At 46.1% G+C, this 12,738-nt stretch carries 9 protein-coding genes; 7 read left to right on the top strand and 2 right to left on the bottom strand.

Annotated features, from left to right (window positions below; genetic code table 11):
* Positions 1-66 precede the first annotated feature (66 nt).
* Positions 67-873 (bottom strand): THxN family PEP-CTERM protein, encoded by an 807-nt coding sequence (locus CPH80_RS03555; protein WP_096275648.1) that lies wholly within the window; start codon positions 871-873, stop codon positions 67-69.
* 586 nt (positions 874-1,459) lie between these two features.
* Here CPH80_RS03555 and CPH80_RS03550 point away from each other — a divergent pair.
* The 7 genes from CPH80_RS03550 to CPH80_RS03520 all read left to right on the top strand — a co-directional run bounded on the left by CPH80_RS03550 (position 1,460) and on the right by CPH80_RS03520 (position 11,284).
* A complete protein-coding gene (locus CPH80_RS03550) occupies positions 1,460-2,386 on the top strand; it encodes a phosphotransferase (protein WP_096275647.1) in 927 nt (308 codons plus the stop codon).
* 201 nt (positions 2,387-2,587) lie between these two features.
* Positions 2,588-5,173, top strand: a complete 2,586-nt coding sequence (locus CPH80_RS03545) for a hypothetical protein (protein WP_096275646.1) — start codon at positions 2,588-2,590, stop codon at positions 5,171-5,173.
* A gap of 2 nt (positions 5,174-5,175) precedes the next feature.
* Positions 5,176-5,772, top strand: coding sequence for an acyltransferase (locus tag CPH80_RS03540; RefSeq protein WP_096275645.1), 597 nt, complete (start codon positions 5,176-5,178; stop codon positions 5,770-5,772).
* Positions 5,772-7,505 carry a hypothetical protein gene (locus tag CPH80_RS03535; protein WP_096275644.1) on the top strand — a complete coding sequence of 578 codons (1,734 nt, stop codon included), beginning with the start codon at positions 5,772-5,774 and terminating at the stop codon, positions 7,503-7,505. Before CPH80_RS03540 ends, CPH80_RS03535 begins: the two co-directional genes overlap by 1 nt.
* Positions 7,492-8,850: a phenylacetate--CoA ligase family protein gene (locus CPH80_RS03530; RefSeq protein ID WP_096275643.1), complete on the top strand. Its 1,359-nt coding sequence runs from the start codon at positions 7,492-7,494 to the stop codon at positions 8,848-8,850. The genes CPH80_RS03535 and CPH80_RS03530 overlap by 14 nt, the downstream gene beginning before the upstream one ends.
* Positions 8,847-9,839: a glycosyltransferase gene (locus CPH80_RS03525; RefSeq protein ID WP_096275642.1), complete on the top strand. Its 993-nt coding sequence runs from the start codon at positions 8,847-8,849 to the stop codon at positions 9,837-9,839. Before CPH80_RS03530 ends, CPH80_RS03525 begins: the two co-directional genes overlap by 4 nt.
* 518 nt (positions 9,840-10,357) lie before the next feature.
* Positions 10,358-11,284, top strand: a complete 927-nt coding sequence (locus CPH80_RS03520) for a phosphotransferase (RefSeq protein ID WP_096275641.1) — start codon at positions 10,358-10,360, stop codon at positions 11,282-11,284.
* Between the two features lie 59 nt (positions 11,285-11,343).
* Here the strand turns inward: CPH80_RS03520 and CPH80_RS03515 are convergent, their stop codons facing one another.
* A complete protein-coding gene (locus CPH80_RS03515; RefSeq protein ID WP_096275640.1) occupies positions 11,344-12,495 on the bottom strand; it encodes a hypothetical protein in 1,152 nt (383 codons plus the stop codon).
* Between the last annotated feature and the right edge of the window lie 243 nt (positions 12,496-12,738).

Genomic DNA, 12,738 nt, shown 5'->3' with positions numbered 1-12,738 from the left:
CTTCATCAATGTCGCGGGGGTCTCTTTTATCAGCTCCATCATCTAAACGTTATAATTTCTCAAACGTTATGACTTTGCTGCACTTTTCCTGCGTGACAGACCAAGCCCAGCGAGGCCCAAGCCCAACAGTGCTAGCGTGCCTGGCTCAGGTACCATTTCGGTAGCAGTAATACGGAACCGAGTCTGGAAGTTGTTAACGTTATTCTCTTCGGTCACGAGACCTATACATCCGGCTGGCGCACCCGCTGCTGCGCAGCTTGGACCGGCCAAAGCCGCCAGGCCAGCCAACTCCAAGAACACGGTGTAGGTGTAGCCGTCGAAGTCAAACGCCGAATTGAATTCGAAGTTACCAAATTCATTTAACGTTGAGCCCGTCACATCACCAATAGTGAATATGTCAGCGCACTTAGGACCTGCTGTCTCTACACAAGTACCCCCATTGCCCGTTTCGATAAAGAAACTCTGGAAAGTAGAATCAGCTGCTGGCAGAGAAGCACCAGGCGTCGGCGCAAACGGTGTCAGCGTAAGCGCGGATGATAGGTCAAAGCTACTCAGGGCAAGGCCGTCGGACGGGAGAATGTTGTTAGTATGAGTGAATATCCCACCGTCTACGTAGCCCCCACCGGTCATAAGACCGCTTGTTTCACTTACATCTGTGATCGAAACAGAGGACTGTGGTCCAATGCCCCATGTCAGGGTGTTAGTGTTGTTTCCGGTAAGAGTGCCGGTCCCGCTGGTGGCAGTCGCATTTTCGAAAATGCTGTCCACCTGATAACCCCAATCAGTAACCAATGCCGCGCTGGCAGATTGCGCGCTCAACGCAAAAGGCACGATAAGAGATGCTAAAAGCGTTTTTTTAAATGTGCTGTTCATTGTTATCTCTCCTTGATGATGGACGCTGCCCCTGTAATGCAAGTTAGTCAGCCAGCGGTAACTAGTTGATAGCAGCTTCCATGCCACGTATTTAAATCCGTTATCTTTCAATAATGTAAAACAATGTTAAATAAAAATTTAATGGGTCTGGGAATCCGAATGTAAGTATCTTCGACAAAGAAGCGGCGTATATATATCGCCTAAGATTGCATGTCCTTTAAAGCGAAGTATTAAAGGGGACCGATTAGACAAAAACATCTAAAAAAGTCGGTTTATAGCTATTTAAAGACTAAAAACGCACCCAAAAAGCGTGTTGGCCTCTAGGTACGTAAATTATGCTGACGCCATGGAAGCCTGCTTTTTAATGCATCCTGCAGAATATGGATCAGGTTAGCTTTTTGATTAGAACTTGAGTTTTATGTAAACTAAATACACAGTACGCTATCGATTCTTAGTAGCCTGGTGGACAAGCAATGTTAATGCATACCTCAGAAAAGCCATCCTCCACTAGACCCTTTGGAGAAATTCAAGCTCAGGAACACGCACTTCTGGTAGTATCTTTAATACAAGCAGAAGGCAATCCAAAATGAGCTTGTCAAATGCAAAGGTGCACGTTAACCCCCGCAGCACAGGGATCAGTTCGGCACAAACCTACGAGAAACATACCTCAGAACTGAGTCTCAAGCCCGAAGCACTGGAGCTCGCGCGCTGTCGCGACCTGGATATTCAGACGGAACATGTTAAAACGGTTGAGCTAATCAACTTTGATGAATCGACAAATCGCCTGACGACACGAAAGGTGGATGGGCAAGAGCTATTCCACACTGTATGGAACCCAACTTACCTTCTAGGGCGTCTCAAAGGCCATCAGTTAGATGATCCAGACGTGATTCGAGCTCGAATCATCGAAGCTGGTAGTTGGCTGCGGAAGTACCATGAAAGCTCTGCCAGCAGCCTACCAGAAGGCCCGGATGGTAATTGGATGGAGGCAGAGTTCTGTCGAAAAATTGAAGACATAAGAAAAGGTCGTCTAATCCCGGAAGCAAAGCTAGCAAGGATAGAAAAAAAGTTTGGCGCGGAATTGAGCAAACTGAGTCAGCCAGCTTACCTTGAGGCCAACAATGCATTTGCTTGTCGTGTTCATGGCGATTTCGTGATCTACAATATCCTGATAGATAAGCAAAAAAATCTTCATGTTCTGGATTTCGGCGAAACCTGTATTTCGGGCAACCTAGATGATGTAGCCAGATTTTACAGCAGCCTGTGGGCAATCGCTGAAACCAACTCGACTCGGCGCAAGCTCCTTGGGGATTTACCTGCGCGTTTTCTGAATGCCTATGGTGTATCCCCTGAAATAGTAGAGACGCCCTATTTTCGCTGTAGTCTGGTTCACAATTTCCTTACTCACTTCTCAGGACAGTTTTACATGAGAGACCTGCTGTCTTGGAACTCGAATCGGGAGATGAGTCAGATCACTCGGGCAGGTATTAAGTGGGTTTACAAGCAGATCTAAAGAAATTTGGTGCATCTCAGGAAGGGTCTTTAGGCGTTGATGGCGTTAAAATACAATAGTTGTGACTCTTCATACACGGCAAGTATTTAAGGAGCTTTTGCACGCCCACAAAGTAATAGCCTCATTAAAATGTAGCTTTATGTTACCAGTCTGACAGACTATCCTATACATCAAACAGGGAGTTAGGCAGTAGGCAGACTTATGGAAAAAATAGCCATTCGAATAGAAGAAAAAAACGGCATTGCTCGCATCAAAGAACCAGTAGGCCTTGGCATCCCACTACCGAAAGGCACCGTTCACGCTATCCACCAGCTTGCACTTACGGATAGCCATAAATCTATCAGCGTGCAGTTTGACCCTCTCGCACACTGGCCAGATGGCAGCATCCGGTGGGTTCACGCCAGTTTTCTGATCAGCCTGAACCCCGGCTGCCAAAAAGAACTATTACTGTCCAGACTACCGCCCCCCTCCACCGCTATCCCTGAACCTGTTTTTGACCAAACGGCCGAAGATCTTGTGATACACACCTCAACGGGTGGCGTCGCTTTACATTCCAGCAGTTTGGCTTGGCGGAACGTTAATGGCAGTGATACAGCGATTCCATCGAAGATCACTCTGCACGATAGCGTAGGTGTACCCTGCACCGCTAAATCGGAAACCAGCTGGGAGATTACCCACATAGGCCCCGTTTTTGTCGCAGCAACGTTAAAAGGGCAATGGTTACGGCAAAATAACGATTTGCTGGCTCGATTTGAATGTGAACTGCGTATTTTTCTAGAAACGGGTCTCGTTCAGGTGGAGCTGACAACACACAACCCAAAACGTGCCCGCCATCCTGCCGGTTTGTGGGATTTAGGGGATCCAAGCTCGGTATACTTCCGGGAATTGGCCGTAGTCACAACGCTGCCAGCCCAGAGCGTGGCCCAAGTGACTCCGCAGGCGACCGATAAAGCGCCTGAATTTTTTAACGTGCCCGATTTCAACCTTTACCAGGACTCCAGTGGCGGAGAGAATTGGCAAAGCCGAAATCATATAGACCGCAACGGTGAAGTCAGCACTCAGTTCTGTGGTTACCGGCTCTCAAACCCAAGTGAGCTCCTGTATGAGGGTAAACGTGCTAACCCGCTAGTTAGCATTGAGCATGGATGCGGACAGCTCGACGTGGCAATACGGAACTTCTGGCAAAACTTCCCAACTAGCCTTCGCAAAACAAGAAACGCGCTAACCATCGGTCTGTTCCCGAAAGATGCAAAAAACGCCTACGAGCTACAAGGTGGGGAACAGAAAACTCTCCACTGCTTGATGGCGTACAGCTCCAATAACAGTATTAGTTCAACAGCGTATGCCCCTCTCATGCCGGTGCTTACTTCAGAGTGCTACGAGCAAGCTGACGCCTTCCCATGGTTCAAGGCCAATACTCAACCGGATGCTCTCGACCAACTCATAGCTGAAGGGCTAAACGGAAGCTCTAACTTCTTTGCAAAGAGAGAGGTTATTGACGAATTCGGCTGGCGTAACTTTGGCGAAATTTTCGCAGACCATGAAACTCTCTACCAAGCCCAGGGAGAGCCAGCATTCATCTCTCATTACAACAACCAGTATGATCCAATCTACGGCTTCGCCAGGCAGTTCGCGCTCACAGGTGATAAGCGCTGGTTTGAGTTGATGGATGATCTAGCCCGACACGTCGTAGACATCGATATTTACCATACTGAAGAAGATCGATCGGAATATAACAACGGTCTATTCTGGCACACCGACCACTACCTAGATGCCCAAACAGCAACCCACAGAACCTTTTCCCGACACAATGACACCAGCTCTACCCCAGGACAAACCGGCGGAGGTCCCGCTCAAGAGCATTGCTATTCAACAGGCCTTCTCTATCATCATTACCTTACGGGTAGCGACAAATCACGGCAGGCCGTTCTTAAACTTGCGCGCTGGATGACAGCACTCCATGAAGGCCAAGGCGGGTTTCTTGAACAAATGCTGGCGTTAAAGAAAAGAGAAATTCCAGCCTTGAAAAAAATGATCCGCGGCAAGCAGGTATCCACCCATAGATACCCCTTTAACCGTGGAACCGGAAATTACCTCAATACCCTTCTGGACGCATGGATCCTTGATGAACATGGATCCTGGCTTCAACAGGCTGAAACGATAATCAGGAAAACGATACATCCTATGGATGTGATTGAGCACCGGGATTTGCTCGACGTTGAAAACAGATGGTCCTATCTCGTTCTCCTTGCTGCCCTTTTTCGCTACCTTTATTTGAAACGTCAGCTCGACGGCGAAGACGACCAATATGAGTACACCAAAGCATCACTTCTACATTACACCCACTGGATGCTTAAAAATGAACGCCCGTTCATGGCTGACAAAACTCAGCTTGAATTTCCGAATGACACCTGGGTAGCCCAGGACGTGCGAAAAGCGATGCTCATGTTCCAGGCGTCTGAGCTTGACCATGAAAACTCCGATCAGTATCGGAAACTAGGTCAAAAGTGGCTCGGAGAGTTTACGGGGACACTCGAACGCAGCCAGGAACGTCATTTCTCCAGAATACTCATCATTCTCATGCAGAATCATGGCCCCCAGTTACTAGCCGCTTCAAGTCCTCTAGCACAGGATCCGTGTACTTCCACACATCGACACTGGACTCCTCCGATCCTTACATGGAGACTCCTCATGGCACGAATCGGGGGTCGTGCGCTACGCGCTCTATTAACCTTTAAACTGTCTCGCGAGAGGCTCTGGCTGAACACGCGACTGGATCGATCCTGAACATGCGCCAGACACTCAAAAGAACGATCAAAAACATCTTCCTTTTGCTGGTTTTGCCTCTCTATGCGCTCTACTTACTCCTCAGCTTATTGGGAAGTCCAGACGGCACATTCCAGACCTTCTCTCAGGTACTTAGCCTGATTCCTGGGAAAGTAGGCATCTACTGTCGCGCTGCGTTTTATCGGCTTGCCTGCTCAAATACCTCCGACGATATCCTCGTAGGCTTCCTAACGGTATTCTCACATCGTGATACGTCTATCCATAAAGGCGTGTACATTGGCCCACAGTGCAATATAGGGAAATGTACGATTGGTGAGAATACGCTTCTAGGTAGTGGGGTACATATACTGAGTGGCAACGAGCAACACAATTTTCACGATCCGCAAACACCTATTCAGGAACAAGGTGGCAAGTATACGAAAGTTAGAATCGGCGAAGACTGCTGGATTGGGAATAGCGCGGTTTTAATGGCTTCTGTCAGTGACAAATCGATAGTTGCTGCAGGCTCAGTATTGACCCGGCCCATCGAGGAATTTGGGGCCATTTGGGGCGGAAATCCAGCCGCCAAGATCAGCTCAAGGAATAAAGAGAGCACATAATGTTAAAGCCGAACTCATTTCTCGTGATCGTTGGAACTGACGATACGAACACCGCTGAGATACAGTCTTCTGATACAAAAGTGTCCCTCCAAGTGAAGGATATCAATCCTTTCTATATCCGCCACGAAGCTCATGAATCTGGGGACTTCAAACTTTTTTTCGGCGAAAGAAAGGACAGCAAAACCGTGGATTTCGACGCGCCAATCAATGGGACATCGATAACCTACTCTGTCGACCGTAGAAAACTGACAGTCAGATCAGATTTGGCAGGCGCCGAACCGGTATACTATCGGAAAAGTGATTCCACAGTTCTGATATCGAATCGTCTGGACAACCTGATCGGAAACAGCGAAAGCCCCGACTGGGACGCGATTCACTGCTACCTCTCATTTGGCTACACATTGGGAGAAAGCTCCTTCTTCGAAAATACTCTGCAGACACTACCTAACCAAAGGTTAGAGGTAGACACTGAAACTCTGGAGATAACCAAGCAGGTTTCTGATGTCACGCCACAAAAACTAAATTCCGAAACGCTCCCGAATAACGGCAGAACGTTCGCCAAACTGTTTAGCGACATCATGCTGACCTACAGCCCAATGGTGTTAATGATGTCGGCAGGTTGGGATTCTAGAACACTACTCGCTCCCCGCAAGTCGCCCATAACCCTAGCCTATACCCATGGCGACACATCCAGCCGAGAATGCACTATTGCAAAAAAGCTCTCAGGTACTATTCGAACGGATCACTACTTTAAAGATGTTAGAGGAATGGTGATAGATACAGACTTGCTCGATGAGATGTTAGAGCTCCACGGACACTGCCTATGGCCGATTTGGCATTTATCCAGCAAGTTTTTATCAGAGAAATTATGCCTACCCATTGCCAGTGGCGTAATAGGTGCCAGGCTTGGAGGGCACAATGGTTTTCCAAGTGTAGGAACCCGGTTCCAGAAAACCTTTAATTCTTTACACCTAATGAACCCAAAAATAGCTTCGAAAGAAAAAATCATAAACGACGTCAAGAGAAGTGCGACCGCTCCTGAAAAATTCTGGTTTACCAGCGACAAAGGCGATCAGATTTTTAGCCGGACAGCTACAAGCACAACTCAAAAAATCCATGACACCCTAGATAATTACTTAAACGAGACTGACGATTTTTCTTTTGCGATCGAGAAATTCAACTACGACCACGTCAGTCGCCAGTACATGATGAAGCAGCCAAGCATGGCAAAGCCTTTTCAAGGGTATTACTCCCCTCTTAGCCATCCAGATTTACTCAAACTGGTCTACAACATTCCCTTCAAACAAAGGGTTCAAAACCGCTTAACCAAAAAGGTAATTGCCGAACTCAACTCGGATTTATTAGAATTTCCGATGGCGGCTACCCTGGTAAGAGCAAAACAGCCCATCTTCATCCAAGAGCTTTCAAGGATTTTACGAATAATTTTCGAAAAAACGATCTTTAAGTTAAAGAAAAACCGCCCTAACCTGGGATGGTTTAACTACGAACATCTCTATTCAGGCGACTTTTTCGAAACCACAATTCAATCGTTAAAATCCGATATTTGGTCTAAGGATCGAATGTTGAAAACGATCGCTTCAAATCAAAAAAATGCAATAGATGCTGGCTCGACCATGGACATGGTCTGTAAAATAAAAACAATCGATTATTTTTTAGCCATCGGCAATAAGGCTACCGAAGGCGGAGGCGAAGTTTACGATGAAAATCGCTGAAAACTTATACTTTAGATCTCCTCCATTGCTTCAGAATTTTTTGATATCAGCCTATGGGTATATGCTTTATCAGAGGCGATACAAAGGCCTGTATTACGAAATTCGCAAAGAGCTGGAAAGAGCCAAGGGATTTAGCGTAACAGAGATCAAAGCGTTCCAGGAAGAACGCCTGCATCAGATGGTAACCCACTGCGCAAACCAAATACCTTATTATCAAAAGCTTTTTGCGCAGCACGGGCTACGTCCAAACGATATTACACAGCTTCAGGATCTAAAAAAGCTGCCGATCCTGAATAAGCAGACAATACTGGAGCAAGATCATAACTTTCGGCCGAAAGATGCGCCAAAACCTTTTATGGTTCAGCATACAAGCGGTAGCACGGGTACACCGCTAGCGCTCCAGGTCGATGAGCGTACTTATAAATTAGCTATGGCGCTGCTGGTCGATCATGAAGAAAGTCACGGCGTTCCATTTGGCTCAAGACGAGCAACCTTCGCTGGAAGAATGCTCAAGCCCGCTAATGACATGCAGCCCCCTTTTTCCCGCTTTAACCGATCTGAAAATCAGCGACTGTTTTCCAGCTATCACCTTAATGAAAATACCTTTCCCCACTATAAAAAAGAGCTGGACAGGTTTCAGCCAAAAGAACTGATCGGTTACCCATCCGCGATTTATGATCTGGCAATTCACTACCTGAAGTCCGATTCTAAACCGGGCTTCCAACCGAAAGCCATTATTACGAACTCCGAGACACTCCTTTCATGGCAAAGGGAAAAAATAGAATCTGTTTTCAGCTGCCCCATTTACGACTACTATGGAACAGCCGAATATGTGATGTTTGCCGGGCAGGACAAGACTGGAATCTATCAGTCAAATCCGCTCATTGGCATTACAGAGGTTGAAATAAGTTCAGATTCAAATGACACAGGAGCATTACTGGCCACCTCTCTGACCAACGAACAAATGCCATTACTCCGATACAATCTTGGCGATACGGCAACGTTAGCGAATGCGTCCGAAGCAACGATTGGCACACCAGGGCTAAAATCCATCAACGGTAGGCTAGACGACTACATCGAAACAAGTGACGGGCGCCTAATTGGGCGTATTGACCATATTTTTAAGGGTGTCGAGGGTATTCGGGAAGCCCAAGTTGTTCAAAGTCAACCTGGCTGGGCGACCATAAAATTAGTTAAGGATCAGCTCGCTGATGCTGATGAGAGCGTCCTTGTTTTCAACTGTAAACAACGGCTTGGGGACGACTTTCAAGTGGTGGTAGAGCATGTGTCAGCAATTCCGCGTGGCCGTAATGGCAAATTCCGCTCGGTGATTAGAGAAAAATGACTGCACGAATCGAAGCAGAGAGTGCCTCTCCCTATTTTTCTATCGTGATACCCGCCTATAACGAAGAAGACCATATTGGCTCATGCCTTCAATCTATTTTCACCTTAAACTACGACAGTGCTAAATATGAGGTAATCGTAGTGGATAACGGCTCCCAAGATCGTAGCTATGAGATTGCTCTTAACTTCGATCAAGCAAAAGTGTTTCAGCTATTGGAAGGAAATGTCGGAGCGGTACGAAATCACGGAGCGGCGCAGGCCAGAGGGCAAATACTCATTTTCATCGATGCAGACTGCCTTATGGACGAGGACTGGTTAAATAGAGCCGAACAACTAATTAATGACTGGCCCAACTACGTTTATGGGGGCGGTGTCAAGTTACCCATCGACGCGACTTGGATTGAAACATCATGGTTGTTAGAGAGCAAAGGCCAGCCCACCTTGCCTAAACACCTAATTGGTGCGAGTACGGTACTGTCAACGAAACTTTTTTGGGAAATAAACGGTTATAATGAATTAGTATCATCTGGGGAAGACACGGATCTACACAATCGGCTAACTTCAAATAATTCACCTGTGCTTATTGACCATGCATTGGATGTTACGCATTTAGGCAACGCTAAAACCCTCATGCAGTTTTTACAGCGCCAAATCTGGCATTCGGAAAACTATATATCAAATATTATACAATCCGTAAAAGATCCAGTTTTTTTAGCAACGTCAGTCTTTATAATATTGCCATTTTTTGTGCTCATACAAAGTATTTTTCTATCAAGTTCAAATATAACTATTATTAGTCTATTATCATGGGGTTCTATTCCATTTCTACTATCATTAAAGCGTATGTCAAGATCGAGATACTTTACACTTAATCCAATAAATATATTTTCAATATATGTATTGGATTTTATTTATCTCGCGGGACGAAGCCTAGGCCTATTAAAAGGATTCTTCAATTTAGTAAGATTGCATGATTTTGGGAGTTCTTAATAACACTCCCCCTCTGCATACACAGGATTTATCGCAAGTAAGGTCTTTCGACAACTAAAGACAGAAAGACTTTACATGGAATGATCAAAATTTTTTGTAGCCAAATATTTAAAATCATGAAACAAGCCGAAATTTAAATACCGATTCCTTAGCTTTTTCGCTCGAGCGGATTGGCTAACGCAAGTTTCTACAAATGGCGTCTGAAGTTCAAGTGGGGTGGGTGGAGTGATCGACTGAATGTGCTGGAGAACAGGAACCGTCGCCTCAAAAAACGTACGCTGAACAGTGGCATCAAGTAGGCTCATACAGCGCGCGCTCAATAACTAAGTGTATGCTATCTATCTCTAAGTCAAACTCCTGCATATTGCCGCCCTTGTCAAAGGTGATAGTCAGTTTGGGCTATTTAATTTACAAAATCCGTGCAAGCAACGTCGTTGCGAGCATGCCTTTGCAAAAATCTAGATACAAAGACATATAATAAAGTCACGGCTATTAGTACAAACATAAGGTACCATCCAATGAGCCAGCACAATGCGAAAGTATGCGTTAACCCCCGCAGCACTGGAATCAGTTCTGAGCAAACCTATATAAAACACACATTGAAACTCAGCCTTAAGCCAGAAGCACAAGAACTGGCCCGCTGCCGCAACCTAGACATTCAGACCGAACATGTCAAAGCAGTTGAGCTGATCAGCTTCAATGAATCGACGAATCGGCTTACCACGCGGAAAGTGGATGGGCAAGAGCTATTTCACGCCGTCTGGAACCCTACGTACCTTTTGGGACGGTTGAAAGGTCATCGGCTACCTTACCCCGATACGGTTCGCGCTCGTATTACTGAGCTTGGTAGTTGGTTGCGCAAGTATCATGAAAGCTCCGCTAGTAGCCTATTGACGAGCCCCGATGGGGATTGGATGGAAGCAGAATTTCGTGGTAAAATTGAGTATATAAGAAAAAATCGCTTAATCTCGGAATACAATCTAGCAAAGATTGAGAGGCAGTTCGGTACAGAGTTCAGAAACCTGAGCAAGCCAGAATACTTGGCCGCCAACAACTCATTTGCCTGCCGCGTACATGGCGATTTTATTATCTATAATGTTCTGATTGATAAGCAACGGGATTTACATATTCTGGATTTTGGTGACACTAGGGTTTCAGGTAACCTAGATGACGTAGCCAGATTTTACAGTGGCCTGTGGGCGATAGTGGCAACTAACGCCACTCGGCGAAGGCTCTTCGGGGATTTACCTCAGCGTTTTCTGAATGCCTATGGTGTTTCGCATGAAATAATTGAGACCCCCTACTTCCGCTGCAATCTGGTCTACAATTTCCTTACTCACCTTTCAGGTCAGCTTTATATGAGAGACCTACTATCTTGGAACTCAAATCGGGAGATGAATCAAATCACACGGGTAGGCATTAAGTGGGTATACCAACAAATCTAAAAAGATTTGGTGCAACTCACAAAAAGAACTTCCTTCATCGAACACCATCAGGCATCCAATCACTCAATCTCAATGCCCAACGGCGGATTGGGTGCCACTGTGTGTTTTGAATTATCTCTTAGGTCGTCTGGTATATCAGTCAACACCCTAATATCATCAATGGCGTACCACTCCTCGTGACGGTCTTCGTTTGGATAGGATTGAAAGAAGTCATTACCACCAAACCCTATAACATTCCACGCAATACCATTCTTGTCCGATGGCACCCAGTTGATTGTGTTTTGATAAAGGATTTGAGTGTCGTCAATCCATTGAATAAGAACGCCATCATTGACGCCTTTCGCAGAGTTCAACTTCACAAAGAAAGCAACTTTGGTGTACGAGCCTGGCGGACCAAACAAGCGCTCCATCGTCGCGCTGCCTCCACCCGGTAGCATGTACCCGCTGCTCTCTTTATCTTGTAGCTTGGCGTCACCGCCGTCGAGGGCCATGTCTGCCAGACTCGATATGTAACTAAGAGAGAAATCCCCGCCGTGTTGCCTGCTCGGCATATCGGGGTAATTCGCATCATCGTTGTGCATTCCGTATAGCGACAGCTTGTTACGGAGTCCGTATTTAAATGGTTCTCCGTCGATTGCCCAAACAAGCTCTGGATGCGTTGCGCCAGCGAAATAATCAAACGGGGCGTCCCAGTCGCCTGTGAAGCCATATATTCGAAATATCTTTGAGGTGCCTACCCCCTCAGGGTTGTTATTGAAGGTGTCATAGGTTTCTGGCGAGAACGCAACATAGAACTCAACGTACACCTGATTTTGGTTTCCTATCCTTTTGAGCAATATGCCATCGGAGTTCCATCGTTTCCATCCAGGGTCATGGCTGTCTCGCCAGTTCACCATTGCCTTACCCTTACCACCGCGAGCTTTGGCGGAATCTGCCCTCTTGATCTCAAACGACTCGTGACGATCCATGTGCCCGCTAGAGGGCGCCCACGTCGCTTCAGATCGCACCAAATCCCACCCTACAGGTATAATGTCTCCCTTTGATACGTGCCGAGAATTATCACTGCTTGGGCTTGGATCCGTCATTTTATCCCAGTCCGGCTGATCATCGAAGTTTTCTGAGAAGATGACCTCTGCATGAATAACTGATGCATCCAACAGCATAACGCTCGCCAAGATGCAGCTAATGAGTAATTTGTTTTTCAAAATCATAGTCCGTTCCTTCACTCAGTATGAGTGGAGATTAAAGATAACCAAGATACCTGAGCTAAACCGTAACAGGAAACAAGTTATCTAAAATAGTTTCGAATAACTGTGTTGCATTCGTGACTGTCTATCAACGCTACGAAAATATATAACTTTTTACACATCTGTTACATCGAGAAATTCGGCTTCCTCTACTGTAAGCTTAGAATACTCATTTTACCCAGAATTAAAATAAAATAGTGTATTAGC

The sequence above is a fragment of the Marinobacter sp. LV10R510-11A genome (assembly GCF_900215155.1).
In the GTDB taxonomy this organism is placed as follows: Bacteria; Pseudomonadota; Gammaproteobacteria; order Pseudomonadales; family Oleiphilaceae; genus Marinobacter.
This window is presented reverse-complemented; position numbering and strand designations above follow the sequence as displayed.

Bases quoted from the DNA above. Each gene is read 5' to 3' on its own strand.
- CPH80_RS03555 (WP_096275648.1), bottom strand. From the start codon at position 873: ATGAACAGCACATTTAAAAAAACGCTTTTAGCATCTCTTATCGTGCCT.
- CPH80_RS03550 (WP_096275647.1), top strand. From the start codon at position 1,460: ATGAGCTTGTCAAATGCAAAGGTGCACGTTAACCCCCGCAGCACAGGG.
- CPH80_RS03545 (WP_096275646.1), top strand. From the start codon at position 2,588: ATGGAAAAAATAGCCATTCGAATAGAAGAAAAAAACGGCATTGCTCGC.
- CPH80_RS03540 (WP_096275645.1), top strand. From the start codon at position 5,176: ATGCGCCAGACACTCAAAAGAACGATCAAAAACATCTTCCTTTTGCTG.
- CPH80_RS03535 (WP_096275644.1), top strand. From the start codon at position 5,772: ATGTTAAAGCCGAACTCATTTCTCGTGATCGTTGGAACTGACGATACG.
- CPH80_RS03530 (WP_096275643.1), top strand. From the start codon at position 7,492: ATGAAAATCGCTGAAAACTTATACTTTAGATCTCCTCCATTGCTTCAG.
- CPH80_RS03525 (WP_096275642.1), top strand. From the start codon at position 8,847: ATGACTGCACGAATCGAAGCAGAGAGTGCCTCTCCCTATTTTTCTATC.
- CPH80_RS03520 (WP_096275641.1), top strand. From the start codon at position 10,358: ATGAGCCAGCACAATGCGAAAGTATGCGTTAACCCCCGCAGCACTGGA.
- CPH80_RS03515 (WP_096275640.1), bottom strand. From the start codon at position 12,495: ATGATTTTGAAAAACAAATTACTCATTAGCTGCATCTTGGCGAGCGTT.